Annotated in this window: 21 protein-coding genes and 1 pseudogene; 11 read left to right on the top strand and 11 right to left on the bottom strand. The window is 70.5% G+C overall.

Annotated features, from left to right (window positions below; all coding sequences use genetic code 11):
- The first annotated feature begins 101 nt into the window (after nt 1–101).
- The 3 genes and pseudogenes from H4N58_RS20675 (at nt 102) to H4N58_RS20955 (ending at nt 649) form a co-directional block, all read left to right on the top strand.
- On the top strand, nt 102–224 hold the full coding sequence (locus tag H4N58_RS20675) for a hypothetical protein (protein WP_255490656.1): 123 nt from the start codon (nt 102–104) through the stop codon (nt 222–224).
- Nucleotides 225–239: 15 nt separating this feature from the next.
- Nucleotides 240–533: pseudogene (locus H4N58_RS11425) on the top strand (CHRD domain-containing protein); the annotation flags it as partial.
- Nucleotides 437–649, top strand: coding sequence for a CHRD domain-containing protein (locus tag H4N58_RS20955; protein WP_370465470.1), 213 nt, complete (start codon nt 437–439; stop codon nt 647–649). The pseudogene H4N58_RS11425 and the gene H4N58_RS20955, both read left to right, overlap by 97 nt.
- A gap of 15 nt (nt 650–664) precedes the next feature.
- Here the strand turns inward: H4N58_RS20955 and H4N58_RS11415 are convergent, their stop codons facing one another.
- The 3 genes from H4N58_RS11415 to H4N58_RS11405 form a co-directional block, all read right to left on the bottom strand.
- Nucleotides 665–1,789 (bottom strand): sulfite oxidase, encoded by a 1,125-nt coding sequence (locus tag H4N58_RS11415; RefSeq protein ID WP_167003167.1) that lies wholly within the window; start codon nt 1,787–1,789, stop codon nt 665–667.
- A 77-nt stretch (nt 1,790–1,866) separates the two neighbouring features.
- Nucleotides 1,867–2,514 (bottom strand): NADPH-dependent F420 reductase, encoded by a 648-nt coding sequence (locus H4N58_RS11410; RefSeq protein ID WP_167003165.1) that lies wholly within the window; start codon nt 2,512–2,514, stop codon nt 1,867–1,869.
- A 47-nt stretch (nt 2,515–2,561) separates the two neighbouring features.
- On the bottom strand, nt 2,562–2,912 hold the full coding sequence (locus H4N58_RS11405) for a hypothetical protein (protein ID WP_167250664.1): 351 nt from the start codon (nt 2,910–2,912) through the stop codon (nt 2,562–2,564).
- A 744-nt stretch (nt 2,913–3,656) separates the two neighbouring features.
- On the opposite strand from H4N58_RS11405, the gene H4N58_RS11400 reads away from it, so the two are divergent.
- Nucleotides 3,657–4,403, top strand: coding sequence for an ABC transporter permease (locus tag H4N58_RS11400; protein WP_167250666.1), 747 nt, complete (start codon nt 3,657–3,659; stop codon nt 4,401–4,403).
- A 6-nt stretch (nt 4,404–4,409) separates the two neighbouring features.
- Here the strand turns inward: H4N58_RS11400 and H4N58_RS11395 are convergent, their stop codons facing one another.
- Both H4N58_RS11395 and H4N58_RS11390 read right to left on the bottom strand, forming a co-directional pair.
- Nucleotides 4,410–4,895, bottom strand: a complete 486-nt coding sequence (locus tag H4N58_RS11395; protein ID WP_167250668.1) for a nucleoside deaminase — start codon at nt 4,893–4,895, stop codon at nt 4,410–4,412.
- A 26-nt stretch (nt 4,896–4,921) separates the two neighbouring features.
- A complete protein-coding gene (locus H4N58_RS11390; protein ID WP_167250670.1) occupies nt 4,922–5,284 on the bottom strand; it encodes a hypothetical protein in 363 nt (120 codons plus the stop codon).
- 170 nt (nt 5,285–5,454) lie between these two features.
- Between H4N58_RS11390 and H4N58_RS11385 the strand changes: the two genes are divergently transcribed.
- From H4N58_RS11385 to H4N58_RS11375, 3 genes are all read left to right on the top strand, one after another.
- Entirely contained in the window at nt 5,455–5,607 is a 153-nt protein-coding gene (locus H4N58_RS11385) for a hypothetical protein (protein WP_167003156.1), read from the top strand.
- A gap of 83 nt (nt 5,608–5,690) precedes the next feature.
- Complete coding sequence (locus H4N58_RS11380) at nt 5,691–6,197, top strand: NADPH-dependent FMN reductase (RefSeq protein ID WP_167250672.1); 507 nt, start codon at nt 5,691–5,693, stop codon at nt 6,195–6,197.
- Between the two features lie 53 nt (nt 6,198–6,250).
- Nucleotides 6,251–8,182, top strand: a complete 1,932-nt coding sequence (locus H4N58_RS11375; RefSeq protein WP_167250674.1) for a CocE/NonD family hydrolase — start codon at nt 6,251–6,253, stop codon at nt 8,180–8,182.
- Between the two features lie 200 nt (nt 8,183–8,382).
- On the opposite strand, the gene H4N58_RS11370 is transcribed toward H4N58_RS11375, so the two are convergent.
- The 3 genes from H4N58_RS11370 to H4N58_RS11360 form a co-directional block, all read right to left on the bottom strand.
- Nucleotides 8,383–8,955, bottom strand: coding sequence for a Rho termination factor N-terminal domain-containing protein (locus H4N58_RS11370; RefSeq protein WP_167250676.1), 573 nt, complete (start codon nt 8,953–8,955; stop codon nt 8,383–8,385).
- Between the two features lie 31 nt (nt 8,956–8,986).
- A complete protein-coding gene (locus H4N58_RS11365; RefSeq protein WP_167003148.1) occupies nt 8,987–11,119 on the bottom strand; it encodes an elongation factor G-like protein EF-G2 in 2,133 nt (710 codons plus the stop codon).
- Between the two features lie 143 nt (nt 11,120–11,262).
- Nucleotides 11,263–13,191 (bottom strand): ABC transporter ATP-binding protein, encoded by a 1,929-nt coding sequence (locus tag H4N58_RS11360; RefSeq protein WP_167003146.1) that lies wholly within the window; start codon nt 13,189–13,191, stop codon nt 11,263–11,265.
- 97 nt (nt 13,192–13,288) lie between these two features.
- Here H4N58_RS11360 and H4N58_RS11355 point away from each other — a divergent pair, with 97 nt between their 5' ends.
- Nucleotides 13,289–13,726 carry a MarR family winged helix-turn-helix transcriptional regulator gene (locus H4N58_RS11355; protein WP_167003144.1) on the top strand — a complete coding sequence of 146 codons (438 nt, stop codon included), beginning with the start codon at nt 13,289–13,291 and terminating at the stop codon, nt 13,724–13,726.
- Here H4N58_RS11355 and H4N58_RS11350 read toward each other — a convergent pair whose 3' ends face one another.
- The 3 genes from H4N58_RS11350 to H4N58_RS11340 form a co-directional block, all read right to left on the bottom strand.
- The gene (locus H4N58_RS11350; protein WP_243845103.1) at nt 13,727–14,764 is read right to left on the bottom strand and encodes an SPFH domain-containing protein; all 1,038 of its coding nucleotides are present in this window, start codon (nt 14,762–14,764) and stop codon (nt 13,727–13,729) included.
- Nucleotides 14,752–15,183, bottom strand: coding sequence for an NfeD family protein (locus H4N58_RS11345; RefSeq protein ID WP_167250678.1), 432 nt, complete (start codon nt 15,181–15,183; stop codon nt 14,752–14,754). Before H4N58_RS11345 ends, H4N58_RS11350 begins: the two co-directional genes overlap by 13 nt.
- A 320-nt stretch (nt 15,184–15,503) precedes the next feature.
- On the bottom strand, nt 15,504–16,112 hold the full coding sequence (locus H4N58_RS11340) for a MurR/RpiR family transcriptional regulator (protein WP_167003140.1): 609 nt from the start codon (nt 16,110–16,112) through the stop codon (nt 15,504–15,506).
- Between the two features lie 209 nt (nt 16,113–16,321).
- Here H4N58_RS11340 and H4N58_RS11335 point away from each other — a divergent pair, with 209 nt between their 5' ends.
- Genes H4N58_RS11335 through H4N58_RS11325 form a run of 3 tightly spaced genes read left to right on the top strand, consistent with a single transcriptional unit; the run spans nt 16,322 to nt 19,691 of the window.
- A complete protein-coding gene (locus tag H4N58_RS11335) occupies nt 16,322–16,798 on the top strand; it encodes a hypothetical protein (protein ID WP_167003138.1) in 477 nt (158 codons plus the stop codon).
- 53 nt (nt 16,799–16,851) lie between these two features.
- Nucleotides 16,852–18,255 carry an MFS transporter gene (locus H4N58_RS11330; RefSeq protein WP_167250680.1) on the top strand — a complete coding sequence of 468 codons (1,404 nt, stop codon included), beginning with the start codon at nt 16,852–16,854 and terminating at the stop codon, nt 18,253–18,255.
- Nucleotides 18,252–19,691, top strand: a complete 1,440-nt coding sequence (locus tag H4N58_RS11325) for an aminotransferase class V-fold PLP-dependent enzyme (RefSeq protein ID WP_167250682.1) — start codon at nt 18,252–18,254, stop codon at nt 19,689–19,691. Before H4N58_RS11330 ends, H4N58_RS11325 begins: the two co-directional genes overlap by 4 nt.
- Nucleotides 19,692–19,700: the final 9 nt, after the last annotated feature.

Below are 19,700 nucleotides of genomic sequence, written 5' to 3'. Positions count from 1 at the left end.
GGATTCTGGGAGTACTGCTGGGCGATCGTCCAGGGCCTGTTCTGGCCGGCATTCATGGTGTTCGAGGAGTTCCAGGCGCTCGACTGACGAAGGGAAGGCCGATGGTCAGCAAAGCTGGACCGGTCGCGGCCGCAGCCGTCATCCTCGTCTCCGGCGCTGCGGGCATGACGATGGCGAAGGGGGACTCAGGACCCTCCGGCAAGCGGACGACACTCACCGGGTAGGAGGAGGTCCCGGCACTCTCGACGAGTGCGGGCGGCACGTTCCGCTCCACGATCTCGAAGGACGGCAGCACCCTGCACTACCGCCTCACCTACGGTGGCCTCACCAGTCCCGTCGCGCAGGCGCACATCCACTTCGGGCAGAAGGCGATCAACGGCGGGATCTCGGTGTTCTTGTGCACCAACCTCGGCAACGGGCCGGCAGGCACGCAGACCTGTCCGCAGGAGGGCACGGTCACCGGCACGATCGTCGCTGCCGACGTCGTCGGTCCTGCCTCGCAAGGGATCGCGCCGGTGAGCTCGCCGAGCTGATCGCGGCGATCCGCGCCGGCACCGCGTACGTCAACGTGCACTCGGACGGCTACCCGAACGGTGAGATCCGTGCGCAGCTCCCGGGCAAGAAGCACGCGCACTCCCACCACCACTGAGTCATCGCCCTGACGTCAGGAGACCTCCGGAGGGACCCTGACCACGACCGGCACGCGCTGGACGTGGGTGTTCGCCATGCCCTGGCGGTTCCAGCGCTGCGCGAGCGGCTGCGTACGGCCGTCCGCGTCGGTCGCGCGCACGCACAGCTCGACGTACCCCGGTGTCGCGTGCCAGAGCGCCGACCAGCGCTGCCACGCATACGGCTCCGTGGGCGGGTCGACCTCGGCATCGCGCCAGGTTGCGCCGCCGTCCGTGCTGACCTCGACACGCGTCACCGGTGCGAAGCCGGACCACGCGCGCCCGCTGAGTTCGTGCGTGCCCGCGTCGACGACCCGCGTCCGGGTCTGGAAGTCGGGGAACCCCGGTGGTCGTACGAGGGCGCGCGGCTCGATCCGCGTCACCGGATCGCCAAGGTCGTCGGCCGTCTGCTTGATCCGGTATGCGGTCGCGTTCTGGAACCCCTCGAACGCGTGGTCGAGCACGGTGATCCGTACGAGCCACTTCACCTGGGCCATCCCGTACCAGCCCGGGACAACGAGGCGGGCGGGTGCGCCGTGCTGCGGCGGCAGGGGCGCGCCGTTCATCGTCGTCGCGACGAACGCCTCGCCGTGTGCGACCTCCTCGACCGTCAGCGCCCGCTGGTAGTCCTGCTCGACACCGCGCTCGACGCCGTGGTCCGCACCGGTGAAGACGACCGACGCGGCGCCGGGAAGGAGCCCAGCCAGATCGAGCACGGCGTCGAGCGCGACCCCCGACCAGCGCGCGGTGCCGACCGCCTCGTCGAGCCACGGCTGGCTGATTGGCCGCGGTGACGTCCGGGCGCGCCCGTTGCCGGCGCACTCGAGGGTGACACGGCGTCGTACCGGGCTGCTCGGTACGAGCCGAGTGAGGCCTTCGAGGTCGAGGCTCAGGGGGTGCGCGACGTGGCCGTCGACCTCGAGCCGCCAGGTCGTCGGGTCGATCAACGGGATGTCGTAGTGCACCAGCACGTAGTGAAGCCCCGGCGGGGTCACGTCGAGGTCGAGCATCTCGAGCGGCATGCCGTGGTTGCGGGTCGCGAGCCGGAGCTCGTCGAGCGAGATGGCGTCGTCCTCCGCGAGACGGGCGGGTGGACTCGTGCGGGCGTCGATGCTGGTCATGGCGGGCCCCCTTCCCGCCGTCGTACCACCGACGTGCGTCCGCCGTCCACGCCGATGCACCTTCAATGCGCCGGCGGTCACATGTCGCGGTAGCGCTTGGCCTCGGCGATCTTGGCCTTCAGCTCGTCAGCGGTGAACGGCGCGACGTACGCGGGAGTGTCGCGCTGCGTGCGCCAGCCCTCCGACAACGGGCCAAGGTCGACGACGTCGAATCCCGTACGGTCGATGAACGCCGCGACGGTCGCCTTGGCCTCGGCATCGTCCCCGGCGATCGCCAGGGCGCGGCGGCCCTCGGTGCCGGACGGCTTGGCGTGCTCGCTGATGTGCATCCACGCGATGTGGTTGAACGCCTTGACGACCTTCGACTCCGGCAGGTGCTGCTGGAGGAGCTCGGAGACGGTCGTCGACTCGTCGTCGAGTGCAGCGAACTGGCCGTCGCGCTGGGGGTAGTAGTTGTTGGTGTCGATGACGACCTTGCCGGCCAACGGTTCGACGGGGATGGTCGCGATTGCGGAGAGCGGGGTCGCGACGACGGCCAGGTCCGCAGCCTCTGCCGCGTCCTGGGGCGTGCCGGCGCGCGCCTGGGGCCCGAGCTCGTCGACCAGCTCCTTGAGCGTCTCGGGGCCGCGCGAGTTGCTGAGGACGACGTCGTAGCCCTGCGCGATCGCCGCGCGCGCGACCTGGCTGCCGATGTGGCCTGAACCGATGAGTCCGATGGTGGTCATGAGAGCGGGCAACTCGCGTTCCGGGCGCCGTATTCCGGCGCTGCGTGTCAGGACGCGAGGTGCAGGCGACGGCCGGTCGGTCCGTTGCCTCGAACGATACGCACGGCGCCTCCGGCGGCCTTCGTGCGGGCAACGTCGAAGAGCACCTTGACGGTCTCGGTCGCGTGCGGGCCGACGACGACCTCCTCGTCCGGCCACAGGGCGGGGACGGCGGGCTCGTGCTGGCTGCCGTCTGCGGCAAGGAACACGGCCGGCACCCGTGACATGGCGACCGGGATGTCGTCGCGGTTGGTCACCTCGACGTCCGCCACCACGAACACGTGGTTGGGGCTGGGGCGCCGTCCGTCGACGGTGCGGCGCACCATTGACCCGGCCACGCTGAGGTCGATGCCGTACACGCTCGTGCTCCTTCGCTGTCGACCACGGCACCCGTCGGACCGGGTGCTGCTCCTTCACTTCTACAACGTCCGGTCGGAGTCGGCATGACGCGGGTCGGGAGTGTGAATCTGGTCATACCGGTCGAATGGGTATGTCAGGGTACAAGGAACTGGAACCCCGCATCATTCGCAACCCCGGGCTGACCTGCACCGAAGCGCCACACGACGAGCTCGCCGGTGTCGCACGAGATCCGCGCGGTCTGGCGATCGGGGTTGTGGGCGACAGCCGCGACGCCGTTTCTCATTGCGATCGGACACGAGCCGGTCCTGGAGGAGTGGGGTGTGGAACGTCACACACTAGGCGGCGCCGGTGTCCGTACGGCGGGCCTTTCTTCTTCGCCGACGACGGCGGTACGTGCACGCATGGGGACTCCTCGACGGACGCGGTCGGATGCCGGCCCCGAGATGCCGGTGAAGTCATTGTGGCGTCCGAGGGGGTCGCCCAGCGGTCCTCATGGTCGGGCCTGACGGCGAGAACGACCCGCTGACCCCCTCCGCGCCGATCCCGTTCCCCGACCCCGAGAAGAACCCGTACTTCCGGACAACCGAGCGGCTCGCGCTGCCCGACGGCACGGTCGTGAGCCCGGCTCCGGCGGCGCGAGGGTGCCCGCCGACGAGCTCGCGCCGGGCGCCGACGTCAGCGACCTCCTGGAGGCGTCCGTGCGCTTCGACGCCTGAAGCGGTCCGCAGGTCTAGCGTGGCGTCGTGGATCTTGTCCGGTACGGCGTCGTCCTCGTGCTGCTGACCGCCGTCACGCTCGTCGTGATGACGTGGGCCGGAGTGCGGCTGCGCACCGACGCGGTCGTTGCGACGGTCCGCGGGCTCGTCCAGCTCAGCCTGATCTCGCTCGTGATCGCGTGGGCGTTCCGTCACCCCACGGCCGCCGCGGCGCTGCTGGTCGTCATGCTGGCCGCAGCGGCGTTGACGTCGACGCGACGGATCGGGCTCGGGTACGGGGTCTATCCGACGGCGTTGGGCGCGATCGCCTGCGGCGCGACCGTGACGGTGGCTCCGGTGATGGCGCTCGACATCCTCCCGGGCGGCGCCGAGATGGTGGTGCCCTTCGCCGCGCAGGTGATCGGTGGCGCGATGGTTGCCGCATCGCTGTCCGGCCAGCGGCTGCGCGACGACGTCACCGACCGCTGGGGCGAGGTCGAGGCCGGTCTCGCGATCGGGCTGACCCCGCGACAGTCGGTGTCGGAGTTCGGGCCTCGCGCGGTCGCGCGGGCGCTGACGCCGGGCCTCGACCAGACCCGGGCGGCCGGCCTGGTCACGTTGCCGGGTGCCTACGTCGGCCTGCTGCTCGGCGGCGCCACTCCGTACGAGGCCGCGCTCGTGCAGACCCTGGTCCTTGTCGGCCTGCTCGCCGCTCAGAGCATCTCGGCCGCGACCACCGTGCTGGGCTTGTCCGGCCGGCTCGGGGAACGACGCCCGGAGGTTGCCACTGCCTGAGCCCGTTCAGGTGCGCCGAAAGCACCGCTCGTACAGTGCCTCGACCTCGCCGGCGAGCTCGGGCACCGGGCCTTCGACCGGGAGCTCGGGAGCGACCGTGGTGATCGGCAGCGGCGCGACCGGTGAGGGCGGGACACCCCAGCTCGCGAGGAGCTCGGCCAGCCGGGTGCCCGCGACGACGAACACGATCCGTTGGAGCCCCGCCCATGCGTGGGCGCCCGCGCACATCGCGCAGTGCTCGCCGGAGGTGTAGACCGTGCAGCCCGCACGTGTCTCCGGTGAGAGCTGCGCGGCGGCCCGCTGGGCGATCGCCAGCTCAGGGTGGCGCGTGTGGTCGCCGTCCTTCTCGCGGTTGTGGTCCTCGAAGAGGACGTGGCCGCTCGCGTCGACGAGGACCGAGCCGAACGGTTCGTTGCCCTCGGCAAGGCCGGTCGCGGCGAGCTCGACACAGCGTCGCAGGTGCTGGAGGTCGTCGTCGGAGAGTGCGCTCATCGCCCTAGTCTCACCCGTCGTCGGGTTCAGGCGACGACCGCCATGAGGACTGCGCCGACGGCCATGAGGAAGACAGCCACGCCGGCAGCGAGGATCGGCACCGTCCACGCGGTGAGCCCGCCGCGGATGCGCGCCACGATGCGCCACACCGCGACGGCCCACAGAATCGTCAGCGCACCCACCAACGTCCAGGCGACGAACCGTGGCCCGACCGGGGCGTGGGCGCAGCGGCCGGACGTGTCGCCGAGGCACGGGCTCGACCCGAGGCCGAGCCACGCGGCGATTCCGCCGAGCACCACGACCAGCGCCGAGAAGCCGACGAGAAGCACTGCTGTCGCCGTGAGGTCGGCTGCGCGGATCGCGGGCGAGGTCGACGGCTCCGAGGTCATGCGGGCCACGATGTCATGGGAGTGGCCGGTTCCGGCCACTGGCTGGATTTCATTCGGGATTACAGCAGCCGACGTGCCAGACCGACCCAGCCAGTCCTCTCTCAGCCGCCGGATCGGCTGGCCAGGCGTCGAGCAGACCTTCGTCGACCCGGCGAGCCGGTAATGCCGGGGTGAACTACGTCGAGGTCGAGGTCGCGACCACGCTGTTCAACCGGATGCGCACGGCGCAGCCCGACGTCTTCGGCGCGGCCGGCCGCGTACGGACGGGGCTGGTCGGTCCGGTGCGCCTGCTGCCGTACGGCGAGGTCACGCTCGAGGCCTGAGGAGCAGCGCGAGGCAGTGGCCTTACACCATAAGGACGCTCTAGTTTGGTTGGCCTGAACGTCCCCAAGAAGGAGGCACGTCCGTGCAGGTCGCTGTGGTCACCGGAAACCCGAAGGTCGGATCGCGCACGCTCGACGCGGCGATCGTGCTCGCGAGCAGGCTGGCCGGGCGAGCACCGGACCACGTCGTGGACGTCGCGACGCTCGGGCCGGGGCTCCTCGGCTGGGGTGACCCGGCCGTCGAGGTGGCCGTCGACACGGTGGCGTCGAGCGACCTGGTCGTCGTCGCGAGCCCGACGTTCAAGGCGACGTACAGCGGGATCTTGAAGGTCTTCCTCGACCAGTTCGCCACCGGGTCGGGGCTGGCCGGCGTGGTGGCGGTGCCCCTCATGCTGGGCGCCGGACCCGCCCACGCGCTCGCGCCCGAGCTGCTCCTGCGGCCGGTCCTGGTGGAGCTGGGCGCCACCGTCGTGGCGCCGGGGACCTATCTCCAGGAGAGCCGGTACGACGACCCGTCGGCGTTCGACACGTACGTCGCACGATGGGCGCCGTCGGTCCTCGCGCTCGCCGACTCGGCTGTCCGCGCGTGACGGGCTGATTTCAGGGGGTGCGCTCCGCGCCGGCGCCCGCCAGACTGCGGCACATGCACCAGGCGAACGTGGCGCGGCGCGCGCGCACCTCACGGACGGGCATCGGCCTCCTCCTCACCCTCACGCTCACCGGTACGGCGCTGGTCGCCGGGACCGCGACCACGGCGTTCGCTGCTCCGGCGGCCAAGCCGTACGTCCTCCAGGGCGGCGTCTCCGCCCCTGTCTACGACTACGCGGACGCGATTCGCGAGACCGTCTGGGTGATCGCGCCCGACTTCGACGGCGATGGCGAGAAGGACAAGATCGCTGCCGACATCGTGCGGCCGCGTGAGCTCGACACCAGGGGCGTGGACGTCCCGATCGTCATGGACGCGAGCCCGTACTACACGAGCCTGTGCCGCGGCAACGAGTCGGAGTGCAAGACCTTCGACGCCGAGGGCAACCTCGAGAAGTTCCCGCTCTTCTACGACAACTACTTCGTGCCGCGCGGCTACGCGTACGTCGCTGCCGACGTCGCCGGCACGTCGCGCTCGAACGGCTGCGTCGACACCGGCGGGAAGTCCGACATCGGTTCGATCAAGGCCGTCGTCGAGTGGCTCAACGGCAACGCCGAGGCCGTCGACGCCGCCGGCAACCCGGTCGAGGCCGACTGGTCCAACGGCAAGACCGGCATGATCGGGAAGTCGTACGACGGCACGATCGCCAACGGCGTCGCGGCCACCGGCGTGAAGGGCCTGGAGACGATCGTGCCGATCAGCGCGATCAGCTCCTGGTACGACTACAGCCGCTCGCAGGGGCTCCCGTACAGCTGGAACTACTCGAGCGGACTCGCCGCCCGGGTCGCGACGAACCGCACGCAGCCCCAGGACTGCTCGGCGACGCTGCAGCGGATGAACGACGAGGACGCCGACGAGACCGGCGAGCACAACGCCTTCTGGGACGAGCGCAACTACCGCGACGCAGGTGCGCTGAACGCCGAGAAGGTGAAGGCGAGCGTCTTCATCTACCACGGGCTGCAGGACACCAACGTCAAGACGCGGCACTTCTCGACCTGGTGGGAGGAGCTCGGCAATGCGGGGGTCATCCGCAAGATGTGGCTGAGCCGCGTCGGGCACGTAGACCCGTTCGACATCGACCGCGACGAGTGGGTCAGCACGCTACACCGCTGGTTCGACCACGAGCTGATGGGGATCAAGAACACGATCCTGCGTGAGCCGCGGGTGTCGGTGGAGACGAAGCCGAACCACTGGGTCGACTCGCACACGTGGCCGGCGCGACTCACGACCACGACGCTGCGCCCGCAGGCCGACGGTGGGCTGCGTCTGCTGCCGGCGAAGGGCTCGCAGACGTGGGTCAACTCCGCGAGCCAGCGTGAGAACGCTGCGGTCGCCGAAGGCGCCAACGCCAACCGCCTCCTGTACGCCACCAACCCGCTGCTCGCCGACGCCCGGATGAGCGGTTCGTTGGTCGCGAAGCTGAGGGTGACGTCCGAGGTGCCGACGGGTCAGGTGGGCGTCATGCTCGTCGACTACGGCGAGGCCGAGCGCGTCCTCACGACTGGCGACGGCGCGTCCACGACGACCACCGAGACATGCACGGGTGAGTCGACGCCGGCCGACGACGGGTGCTATTTCACGATGGCGCGCAACGTCGGCACGACACCGCTGCAGATCCTCGGCCGCGGGTGGGCGCGTCTCGACGGTGCGGGCACGCACGACGTGACGGTGACGCTCGATCCGGACGACGCGGTCGTCAAGAAGGGGCACCGCCTCGGCGTCGTCGTCGTGGGCGCGGCGAACGGCCGCGTACGGAACATCGACACGACCGCGTCGACGTACTCGCTGGATCTGACGAAGTCGAGCTTCGCTCTGCCGGGTCTGGCGCTGCCGCAGCCGACGTGGCCGGCGGGCTGGGACTGGCTGCCGAAGCGCAGCGACCTCGCACCGTCCGGCGAGCGCGCTCTCCCCGCCCTCCTCGACGACTGACCGTCCCGTCCCCGATTTGGGCGTTCAACCACCGAGTGCGGCATCCGATTCGGTAGCGAAATGCCCACATCGGGGACGGAGGCGGGTGGCCGGAAGCGGTCCCCGTCCCGTCGATCCCGTGGCGCTTGTGGGGCGCCGCACCCGTCGCCGGACGAGTCAGGCGCTGGCTACCACCGGCTCCAGCTGGCAGAGCTCGAGGTCTATCCGCCGAGTCGCGAGATGAGGTCGGACTTCGACATGCGGGAGTAGCCCTTCACCCCTCTGGTCTGCGCCGCCTTGCGGAGCTGGGCAACGGTCATGGAGGTGTACGAGCCGTCGCTCGCGGCGACGGTCGTCTTCGCGGTCGCCTTGGCTGGTGCCTTCTTGGCCGTCGCCCTCTTGGCTGGTGCCTTCTTGGCGGTCGCCCTCTTGGCTGGTGCCTTCTTGGCTGGTGCCTTCTTGGCAGCCGACCTCTTCGCCGTCGACCTCTTCGCGGTCGACCTCTTGGCGGTCGACCTCTTCGCTGCCGGCGCAGTGCCGGCCGCGGAGTCCCGACGGACCGACGTGTGCAGGCGCTCGATCTCGTCGCGTGCTGCGTCGGCGCTCTCGGCGATCTGACGCTGAGCGGACTTCGTCGCCTTGCGGATCGTCTTCTTGGCATCGACCCGCGCCTTGTCGGCATCCTTGCGTGCCTTCTTGAGCCGACTCGTCGCGTCGTCGAGCGCCTTCTCCAGATCGGCGACGCGCTTGCGCACCTGGACCTCGACCTTGCTGGGCTTCGTGTTCTTCGCCACGGTTCCTCCTCGATGAGACGTCGGGGCACCGTCAGCGTAGGCGCGTTCCTGACCGTGCGCCCTCCGGCAGCACCTCATACTGCGCGAACGTCCGCGTGAACGACGCCGCCCCGGAGGCGAGCGACCGGAGGTCGACCGAGTACGTGAGCAGCTCCGTCGCAGGCACCGCTGCCCGGACGATGCTCCGTCCACTCTCCGACCCGGCATCGGTCGCCTGCACACGTCCGCGGCGTGACGAGAGGTCCTCGAGGATGGCGCCGAGGTGCTGGTCCGGGACGTCCACGGCGACCTCGTCCACCGGCTCCAGCAAGATCACCCGCGCGCTCGCAGCGGCATCCTTGAGCGCCATCGCGCCTGCGGCCTGGAAGGCAGCGTCCGAGGAGTCCACGCTGTGCGACTTGCCGCCGGTGAGGGTGACGCGCACGTCGACGACGGGGCACCCTTCGGCGAGGCCGCGCTCCAGCTGTGTGCGTACGCCCTTCTCGACGCTGGGGATGAACTGCCGCGGCACGGCGCCGCCGACCACCTTGTCGACGAACGAGAAGCCGCCCCCTCGGGGGAGCGGCTCCACCTCGATCTCGCAGACCGCGTACTGCCCGTGCCCGCCGGACTGCTTCACATGCCGTCCGTGCCCCTTTGCAGGTCCGGCGAACGTCTCGCGCAGCGCCACCCGTACGGGCTCGGTCTCGACGTCTGCACCGCCCTCGCGCAGCCGCGACAGCACGACGTCTGCATGGGACTCGCCCATGCACCACAGGACGAGCTGGCCGGTCTCCGCATTGCGCTCGAGGCGCAGCGTCGGGTCGGCGGCGACGAGGCGGGCGAGGTTGCGCGACAGGGTGTCCTCGTCCCGCCGGGTCTTGGCGACGACCGCGATCGGCAGCATCGGCTCGGGCATCGGCCACGGATGGATGAGCAGCGGGTCGTCGGGGGAGGAGAGCGTGTCCCCGGTCTCTGCCGAGCCCGCCTTGGTGATCGCGCAGATGTCGCCGGCGACCGCGTACGGCACCTCGGTGAGCGTGCCCCCGAGCGGTGAGTAGACGTGCGCGACGCGTTCGTCGTCGTCATGGTCCTCGTGCCCGCGGTCTGCCATGCCGTGGCCGGAGACGTGCACGGTGTCGTCCGGCCGGAGCGTCCCGGAGAACACCCTCAGCAGCGAGACGCGGCCGACGTACGCGTCGACCTCTGTATGGATGACCTCCGCGGCGAACGGCCCGCTCGGGTCGGGCGCAAGCGGGGCGTGGTTGCGGCCGCGCGGGTCGGTGGCGACCGGGAGCGGGCGCTCGCGTGGTGACGGGAACGCCCGGGGGAGCGCGTCGAGGAGGTCGGCGATGCCCACCCCCGTCAGCGACGAGACGAGGAAGACCGGGAAGAGGGTCCCGCGGGTGACGGCCGTCTCGAGGTCGCGGATGAGCACGTCGGCCTCGACAGGTTCGCCCGCGAGGTAGCGCTCCATGAGCGCCTCGTCCTCGCTCTCGGCGATCACCGCCTCGATGAGCGAGTCGCGGTCGGGTCGTACACGGTCGAGGTCGGCCTCGTCGGGCGTGACGAGTGTCCGTTTCCCGTCGGCGTAGACCGAACGGCGGAGGCTGATGAGCCCGATCAGGCCGTCAGGGTCCAGCTCGTAGACCGGGTGCACGCCCTCGCCGAGGTCCCCTCGTAGGCTCGCCAGCGCCGCATCGACGGCTGCGCGCTGGTGATCGATCCGAGCGATGACCAGCGCGCGAGGCATGCCGGCCGCCGCGCACTCGTCCCACACCGCGCGCGTCGCGACGTCGACTTCCTCGGTCGCCGAGACGACGAAGAGCGCGGAGTCGGCCGCGCGCATCCCCGCGCGCAGCTCACCGACGAAGTCGGCGTACCCGGGCGTGTCGACGAGGTTGACCTTCGTCGCCTCGTGCGCGAGCGGCGCGACCGAGAGCCCGACCGTACGGTGCTGGCGCACGGCCGCGGGGTCGTGGTCGCCGACGCTCGTCCCCGCATCGACGGACCCTGCGCGAGAGATCGTGCCGGACGCTGCCAGCAGTGCCTCGACGAGCGTCGTCTTGCCCGAGCCCGAAGGTCCGACGACGGCGATGTTGCGGATGTCACTCGGGTCGGTCGTCGTCAGCGGTGGTGCACCGCTGCCGCGTCTGCGACCCTCATCGGTCCCCCTCGCGCCCATTGACGCCACCCCGCTCGACCTCGTCCGTCGTTTCTCTAGGGTCGATCACACTCCCGCAGCGCGTCGAGGGCAAGTGGGGTGCGACGGAATTGATCAGGACGCGTGGTGTCCGGCGGCACCAGGGGGAACGCAGCCCTTGTGCGTCACGCCATCGCGCGGTCGGCCGAGGGCTCGTCCGTGCGGTCGGCACTGCTCGCGAACTGGGTCCGATAGAGGTCGGCGTAGGTGCCACCGCCCGCGAGAAGCTCGGCGTGCGTCCCGCTCTCGACGACTCGTCCGCCATCGAGGACGAGGATCAGGTCGGCATTCCGGATCGTCGAGAGGCGGTGCGCGATGACGAGCGAGGTGCAGCGCGATAACGCCTCGTCGAGCGCAGCCTGGACGGCCGCCTCCGACTCGGAGTCGAGGTGGGCCGTGGCCTCGTCGAGGACGACGAACGCGGGCTCCTTGAGCAGCATCCTGGCGATCGCGAGACGTTGACGCTCCCCGCCGGACAGTCGGTAGCCGCGGTCGCCGACGACCGTCTCGAGGCCGCTCGGGAGCGACGCTACGAGCTCCCACACGTGGGCCCGGCGCAGCGCCGTCTCGAGCTCGGCATCGGTGGCGTCCGGCTTGGCGTAGCGGAGGTTCGCCGCGATCGTGTCGTGGAAGAGGTGCGCCTCCTGGGTCACGACACCGACCGCGTCGTGCAGCGACCGCTGGGTCACGTTGCGGAGGTCGGCACCCGCGATCCGGACAGCACCCGCCGTGGGGTCGTACATGCGTGTCGCGAGCTGAGAGATCGTGGTCTTGCCGGCACCGGAGTGACCGACGAGCGCGACGGTGGCACCGGCGGGCACGGCAAAGCTCACGTCGTGCAGGGTGTCGGTGACCGGGTCGTTGCCCAGCGTCGCCACGTCCTCGAGCGACGCGAGCGAGACCTCCGACGCGGCGGGATAGCGGAAGGCGACACCGTCGAGCTCGAGCGTCGCGCCGTTGCGCGCCAGGTCGTCGGCGAGGTCGTGCGCATCCGGGGCGTCAGCGACCATCGGTTCGAGGTCGAGCACCTCGAGGACGCGCTCGAAGCTGACCAAGGCGGTCATCACGTCGACCTGGACGTTGGACATCGCGGTGATCGGGCCGTACAGGCGGCCGAGGTACGCCGTGAGTGCGACGACCATGCCGACCGTCAGGGACCCTCCGATCGCCATCAGGCCGCCGGCGCCGTAGACGATCGCGGTGCCGACGGCGGCCACGGCCGTGAGCCCGGCCCGGAAGTACGTGCCGAGCACCGCAGCACGGACACCGATGTCGCGGACGCGCCCGGCCTTGCCGGCGAAGTCCGCGGACTCGGCCGCCGGGTGGCCGTACACCTTGACCAGGTGCGCCCCCGCCACATTGAAGCGCTCGTTCATCATCTGCGCGACGTCGGCGTTGAGCGCATAGCGCTCGCGGGTGATCCCGGCGAGCTTGCGGCCGACCCAGCGCGCGGGCAGGACAAAGGCAGGCAGGAGGACGAGAGAGACGAGGGTGAGCTGCCACGACATCGTGATCATCGCCGCGAGCGTGAAGACGATCGTGAGCGAGTTGCTGACGACATTCGAGAGTGTCGAGGTGAAGGCTTGCTGAGCACCCAGGACGTCGCCGTTGAGCCGCTGGACCAGCGCGCCGGTGCGGGCACGAGAGAAGAACGCGAGCGGCATCTGCTGGACGTGGTCGAAGACGGCGGTCCGCAGGTCGAAGATCAGACGCTCTCCGATGCGTGCGGACACCCAGGTCTGGAGGACCGTGAGGACGGCGCCGACGAGGGCGAGGGCGGCGATGACGAGAGCGAGGGTGACCACCAGTCCGCGGTCGCCGCCGGTGATGCCGTCGTCGATGAGGTCGCGGACGAGCAGCGGGGTCAGTGCGCCTGCGGCGGCGGCGATGGCGATGATGACGAGGAAGATCGCGAGCTGGCCGCGTTGGGGTTTGGCGAAGGCGAGGACGCGGCGCATCGTGTCTCGGTGGAGTGTGTGCTTCGCGACCGAGGAGTCTTGGGTGAAGGAGCGGCGGCCACCGCCGCGGGCTCCGGAGGGAGAACCGAGTTCCATGGGAGACCTCCTGTTCCGTACGGGTCTCTACCAGAGGTGAGTCTAGTTCACTATCTGGGAGACACAAAGTCATTAAGGCTCACGGTAGGATGGGGCCATGGCGACCGAAGGCCCGACGGGGGCTGAGTTCCTCTCTGTGCTGCACGCGGCGATGCGTGCGGTCCGATGCGAGGCCGACGCCCAGATGGGCGAGCAGGCGGTGGCGCCCGGCCAGATGCGCATGCTGCGTGCACTTGCGCGCGCGGGGGGCGAGGCGCGTCCCGGCGAGCTGGCCGAGGCGCTCGGCGTGAGCCCGCGGTCCGTGACATCGAAGGTCGACGCGGCCGAGCGTGCCGGCGACGTCGTGCGCAGTCCCGACCCGCGTGACCGGCGTGCGACGCTCGTCACGCTCACGCCGGCAGGTCGCGCCACCCTCGAGCGGCTCGGCCGGCTGCGCGCAAGCGGAGCTGGCGGACTCCTGCAGCACCTGTCCGCAGACGAGCAGCGCGATCTCGTCCGGCTCCTCGAGAAGGTCGCCGGCGAGCGCGTCTGCTGACTACTCGGCGCCCCTCTCGGCCGCGGCGACCTCGGCGCGTGCATCGGCCACCGCGTCCTGCGCCTGGCGCGCGGCCTGCTCTACTGCCGCCGCCGGGTCTGTCGACGTCGGCCCTGGTGTCGGACGGCCGTCGACCGCCGCGACCGCCTCTTCCTCGTGCGGTGTCCCGCCGAACGCCTCCGTCACCGCCCGTACGGCCTGGGTGAGCTCACCGGGAATCACCCAGAACGTGTTGTGCTCGCCGCCGGCGAGCTGCGGAAGCATCTCGAGGTACTTGTACGCCAGCACCTTCGGATCGGCGTCGTTCTGGTGCACGGCCTGGAAGACGCGCTCAAGCGCTGTCGCTTCGCCGTCGGCGCGCAGGATCGCGGCCTGCCGGTCGCCCTGCGCGACGAGGATCTCCTGCTGACGTGTGCCCTCTGCCGTGAGGATCTTGGCCTGCCGCTCGCCCTCGGCATGGAGGATCAGTGCCCGCTTGTCACGCTCGGCACGCATCTGCTTCTCCATCGCCTCCTTGATCGTCGACGGCGGGTCGATCGCCTTGATCTCGACCCGGTTGACGCGGATTCCCCACTTGCCTGTCGCGTCGTCGAGGACGTTGCGGAGCCGCGTGTTGATCTCCTCGCGTGACGTGAGCGTCCGCTCGAGGTCCATCGACCCGATGACGTTGCGCAAGGTGGTCACCGTGAGCTGGTCGATCGCCTGGAGGTAGTTCGCCACCTCGTACGCGGCTGCCCGGGGATCGGTGATCTGGTAATAGAGGACGGTGTCGATGTTGACCACGAGGTTGTCCTCGGTGATCACCGGCTGCGGCCGCGACGAGAGCACCTGCTCGCGTACGTCGAGCTTGGTGTTGATCCGGTCCGCGACCGGGATGATGAAGTTCAGGCCCGGCTGCAGCGTGGTCCGGTAGCGCCCGAAGCGCTCGACGTTGAAGCGACGTGCTTGCGGCACCACGCGCACGGTCGAAAGCACGGCGAAGGCGACGACGACCGCCGCCACGATGATCGGGACCGCCAGCTCCATCACGTCTCCCACCTGTGCACGATCGCGGTCGCACCGTCGATCTCGATCACGTCCACCCGTTCCCCTGCGGGGATCACGGCGCTCGAGTCGTACGCGCGCGCCGACCACTCCTCGCCCGAGAGACGGACCAGCCCGTGCAAGGCGGTGACCTCCTGGGTCACGATGCCGGTGCGTCCGACCAGCGCCTCGCTCCCGTCGCGCAGCAGCGGCGGCTGAGTCAGGTGGCGCCGGGCGACCGGGCGTACGACCAGGAGGGTGGCTGCTGCGGTCACGGTGAAGGCGAGGAGCTGCATGGACAGGGGTCCGTCCACTCCCGCGACGATGGCCGCGACGAGCGCCGCGACGGCGAGCAGGCCGAGGGCGAAGGTCAGGGTGAAGAATTCGGCGACGGCCAGGCCGATGGCCACGGTCAGCCACACGAACCACGGCATGTGCGCACACCTCCCCGTCCTGCCGGGGGTGCACTCGACTGTACTCCGCGCGCGTGTGGACTCCCACGTTTCCCAGGCGCGAGCGACCCGCCGGCATGGTTGAGCCGCTCGCGCCCGAGGGATGCGCGCGAGCGGCTCAAGGGGTGTCACGGACCCGGGAGGGGGAGCCTGGGCCCGTGACGCTTGGAGGTCACGGGATCGGGTCGGGGTTACGGCGGGGGGCACGTTGATCCCGACCCCGTGACACATGTGAGACGAGGGGGCGTGTCCGTTATGACGTGGTTCAGGTGGTGATCTAGGTCACTCGTCCAAGAACGGCGTCAGTCGACGTAGAGATCGAGGATCTCGCCGAGGTGGTCGCGCTGCGCGCTGCGGCGGCCGGCACCCTTGGCGCTCGCCGCGGTCAGCGCCGCGATGACGCCGATGAGCAGGCTCAGGCTCGGCGGGGAGCTGTCGTACGAGACCCCGGCCGGCGGGACGAGCACGACGTCCGCGCCGACGTCGGCCAGCGGTGCGTCGGGTGCGTCGGTGATGACGAGGAGCCGGCCGCCGGCCTCCTGGAACGCGGTGGCGATGTCGATCGTGTACTTGCGATAGCGCTGGATCGAGAACGCGACCATGACGTCGGAGCTGCGCACGTCGCTCAGCACGTCGATCGGCCGGATGATCGTGCCGTCGACGAGGTGGACGTTGGCGAGGCTCGCGCTGAGGTCGAGTGCGAGGAGCGAGGCGTACGCGAACGACTTCGTGGCGCCGATGATGAAGCGCCGGCGCGCTCCGACGATCTGCGCGGCCATCTCTTCGACGCCGGGATCGGTCAACGCCCAGTCGAGCATCGCGTCGAGCTGTCGACGCTGATCCTCGACGAGGCGTCGCTTCAGCAGGGCCGAGGATCGCCGTTGCGGACGGGCGGTCGCGTCGTCGCTCATCCGTACTCCTGTGGGGTGAGGGTGCACCTGGATCGTAAACCGTGCGGTGAAGAGCAAGGGCAGGAATGGCTGATCCGCCGAGGGAGGACTCGCGCGGTCGCGCGACCTGGGGAAAGTCGTGGCCGCCACCTCGTCCTGTGGAGGACGCCCGTCACGCCGGCGCCACGCCCCTACCGTCGAGGTCTCGTCGTCGACCGAAGGAGACCACCATGTCCGCAGTCCTTGTCCAGCACCGCCGTCACCGTCGTCGCGCCGACGTCGCAGACGGTCCAGACACGGCCGAAGGGCTACGCGGGTCGGCCTACTGGAGCCTGTGGGGTCAGCGACATTTCCCGTGGGCGCTGCTCGATGACGGGTCCCCGGTGCTCCTGCTCGAGTCGTGGTCCAGCGGCTCCCGACTCACCTGGATGGTCGAGGCACGCGACGTGCTCCGCGTGCAGGTGGCGAGCCGGCTCGAGGCTGTCGACGCCGTCTCCGCCTGGTCGGGTGAGCGTCCCGAGGACGTCGAGGCCTCCGACTACCTGCGTGCGAGCGCCGTCGAGTCGGGGGTCGTGCTCGGATGGCGGCCGTCACCGGTCGCGTGGGTGGGAGTGCCACGGCCGGACGGGCTCCGCATCGAGCGCAACGGGTGGGCGGTCGCACGGACGGACGACCTGCGCGCGTGGGGCGTCGGCCTCGCACCGTGAGCGGTGTGCGTGATCCTGGACACGTGCCCTGGATCGTGCGGTAGAAACGTCGCATGCTCTCGATACCTCCGCCGGGCGCCGCGGCCGAGCCTCTCGCTCCGTCGGTCCGGCGTGGCTACGCGCTCGGCTCCGTCGCGACCGGCACGTTCGGCACCGTCCCCGGCCTGCTGCTCCTTCCCTACCTCACCGACACCCTGGGCGTGGCAGCCGGGATCGCCGGCGTCATGGTCTTCGCGCCGAAGGCCTGGGACGTCTTCCTCAACCCGGTGGCGGGCCGGATCAGCGACAGGTCGACGAATCCGCGCGGGCGGCGCAGGCCGTTCCTGCTGCGTGCCGGTCTCCTGCTCGCGGTGACCTTCGCGCTCATCTTCGCCGGGCCGTCGGAGCCGACCTGGCTCGCCGGCGCCTGGGTGGTCGTGATGTTCCTGGCGTGCGCGAGCGCCTACGCGTTCTTCCAGGTGCCGTACGTCGCGATGCCCGCCGAGATGACCCTCGACTACGACGAGCGCACGAGACTGATGACGTGGCGGGTCATCGTTCTGGCGCTCGCCATCTTGTTGTCGGGGGCGACGGCTCCCATGGTCGTCGACGCGGTGGGCGAGGCGACCTCCGAGGCCACCGGCTACCGCGTGATGGGTGTCTACATCGGGCTGATCCTCGTCGTGGGGGTGCTCGGCGCCTACCTCGGCACCCGTCGTGCGCCCGATCACGGGGTGGCGAGCCCGTCCGGCAGTCTCCGTGAGCAGTTGCGCCTGGTCGGACAGTCGACGGATTTCCGCAACCTCCTCATCACGTTCGTCCTCCAGGCGCTCGGCGTCGGGGCGATGCTCGCGGGCGTCGCCTACGTCGCCTCTCACCTGCTCGACGGTGGCGGGGCGTCGACCTTCCTCTTCGTGGCGTTCGTCGGACCCGCGCTCGTCGTCACCCCGCTCTGGGAGCGTGTCGCCGCGCGCCGCGGCAAGCGTCACGGCTACGTCCTCGCGACCGGATTCCTCGTGGTGGGGTCGATCGGCCTGCTCGTCGCCGTGACGGGGACGGCGTGGGCGGCGTACATCGCGGCCGCGTTCGTCGGGATCGGCTATGCCGGTGCGCAGGTCTTCCCGATGGCGATGGTTCCCGACGTCGCGGCCGAGCACGCCGCACGCACGGGCGAGAACCGCATCGGCGTCTTCACCGGCGTCTGGACCGCGGGCGAGACGTTGGGCCTCGCGCTCGGGCCGGGCCTGTACGCCCTCGTGCTGTCCCTCGGCGGCTATGTGTCCTCGCGCGGCGGTGAGGATGTCGCGCAGCCCGACTCGGCGCTGACCGCCATCGCGATTGGCTTCTCCGTCGTGCCCGCTGTCCTCGTGGCACTGAGCCTCCTGTGGCTGCGCCGCTACACCCTCGACGACCGTGTCCACACGGTCGCCACCGCTGCCATCACCCCAGACCACCCGCCCGAGGAGCCGACCCCATGACCACTGACCGCACCGTCGACGACGTCCTGAGCCGCCTCCTCGCGCTGCGTGCCGACGACCTCCCGACCCATGGCGGACGCACGCTCGCCTACGTGTACGACTCCGGCATCGCCGAGGCCGACACGCTCGGCAGAGAGGCGCTCGCGGCCTACGGGGCGACGAACGGTCTCGACCCGACCGCGTTCCCGAGCCTGCTCGCGATGGAGCGCGACCTCGTCGCCTTCGCGCGACCGCTCTTCCACGCCCCGCCGACCGCAGTCGGCACGGTGACGTCGGGCGGTACGGAGTCGATCCTCCTCGCCGTGCAGACCGCCCGCGACGCACACCCCGACGTCGCACGCCCGGTGATGGTGGTCCCGACGACGATCCACGCGGCGTTCCACAAGGCTGCGCACTACTTCGGTGTCGAGCGGGTGAGCGTCCCTGTCGATCCGCAGACCTTCCGGGCCGACCCCGCATCGATGGTCGCCGCACTCGAGACGTACGCCGACCGTGTCGTCCTCGTCGCAGCGAGCGCGCCCTCGTACGCCCACGGGGTCGTCGACCCTATCCCTCAGATCGCGTCTGCTGCGGCGGCGCGAGGCGTCCGCTTCCACGTCGACGCCTGCATCGGGGGCTGGGTCCTGCCGTGGCTCGAGCGCGACGGTCTGGTCGCGACCCCGTGGGACTTCGCGGTCGAGGGCGTCACGAGCATCTCCGCGGACCTCCACAAGTACGCCTACACGCCCAAGGGAGTCTCGCTGCTGCTGCACCGCACCCCACAGCTCCGGCGCCCCCAGTTCTTCGCCAGCGCCGACTGGCCCGGCTACACCATGCTCAACGCGACGATGCAGTCGACGAAGTCCGGCGGCCCGCTCGCCGCGGCGTGGGCGGTCGTCTCCTACCTGGGCGACGAGGGCTACCACGTCCTCGCCCGACGCGCCTACGACGGCACGCGCGCGCTCGCTGCGGGTGTCGCCGAGATCGCCCACCTGCGGTTGGCGTCAGCACCTGACACGACTCTCGTGGCCGTGAGCACCGACGAGGCGTGCGACGTCTTCACGCTCAGCGACGCGATGCTCGACCGCGGGTGGTTCGTGCAGCCGCAGATGGCGTACGGCGAGCTCCCGCCGACCTTGCACCTGACCGTCTCGGCAGCGACGGCCGACCTTGTCCCGGAGTTCCTCAACACGCTGCGTGATGCCGTGACCGAAGCCGTGGCCACCGGTCCTGTCGTCATCGACCCTCAGCTGCGGGCGGCGGCACAGGCTCTCGATCCCGCGACGCTGGACGACGCCGCGTTCGACGGCCTGCTGGCGTTGGCGGGGCTGGCTGGCGACGACGGTGCGGTCGGCGTGCCCGCACGGATGGCCCCGGTCAACGCACTCCTCGATGTGGCGCCCCCTGCGCTGCGCGAGGCACTGATGGTCGCGTTCCTCGACCGGCTGACGCGCTGAAGGCCAGGA

Source organism: Mumia sp. ZJ1417, from assembly GCF_014127285.1.
Taxonomy (GTDB): Bacteria; Actinomycetota; Actinomycetes; order Propionibacteriales; family Nocardioidaceae; genus Mumia.
The sequence above is the reverse complement of the archived record's forward strand: the minus strand, read 5'-3'. Positions and strand labels throughout refer to the sequence as shown.

Coding starts and splice junctions, on each gene's coding strand:
- H4N58_RS20675 (WP_255490656.1), top strand. CDS start 102: ATGGTCAGCAAAGCTGGACCGGTCGCGGCCGCAGCCGTCATCCTCGTC.
- H4N58_RS11360 (WP_167003146.1), bottom strand. CDS start 13,191: ATGGAACTCGGTTCTCCCTCCGGAGCCCGCGGCGGTGGCCGCCGCTCC.
- H4N58_RS11415 (WP_167003167.1), bottom strand. CDS start 1,789: ATGACCAGCATCGACGCCCGCACGAGTCCACCCGCCCGTCTCGCGGAG.
- H4N58_RS11340 (WP_167003140.1), bottom strand. CDS start 16,112: ATGAGCGACGACGCGACCGCCCGTCCGCAACGGCGATCCTCGGCCCTG.
- H4N58_RS11335 (WP_167003138.1), top strand. CDS start 16,322: ATGTCCGCAGTCCTTGTCCAGCACCGCCGTCACCGTCGTCGCGCCGAC.
- H4N58_RS11395 (WP_167250668.1), bottom strand. CDS start 4,895: ATGAGCGCACTCTCCGACGACGACCTCCAGCACCTGCGACGCTGTGTC.
- H4N58_RS11375 (WP_167250674.1), top strand. CDS start 6,251: ATGCACCAGGCGAACGTGGCGCGGCGCGCGCGCACCTCACGGACGGGC.
- H4N58_RS11365 (WP_167003148.1), bottom strand. CDS start 11,119: ATGGGCGCGAGGGGGACCGATGAGGGTCGCAGACGCGGCAGCGGTGCA.
- H4N58_RS11355 (WP_167003144.1), top strand. CDS start 13,289: ATGGCGACCGAAGGCCCGACGGGGGCTGAGTTCCTCTCTGTGCTGCAC.
- H4N58_RS11325 (WP_167250682.1), top strand. CDS start 18,252: ATGACCACTGACCGCACCGTCGACGACGTCCTGAGCCGCCTCCTCGCG.
- H4N58_RS11330 (WP_167250680.1), top strand. CDS start 16,852: ATGCTCTCGATACCTCCGCCGGGCGCCGCGGCCGAGCCTCTCGCTCCG.
- H4N58_RS11390 (WP_167250670.1), bottom strand. CDS start 5,284: ATGACCTCGGAGCCGTCGACCTCGCCCGCGATCCGCGCAGCCGACCTC.
- H4N58_RS11345 (WP_167250678.1), bottom strand. CDS start 15,183: ATGCCGTGGTTCGTGTGGCTGACCGTGGCCATCGGCCTGGCCGTCGCC.
- H4N58_RS11410 (WP_167003165.1), bottom strand. CDS start 2,514: ATGACCACCATCGGACTCATCGGTTCAGGCCACATCGGCAGCCAGGTC.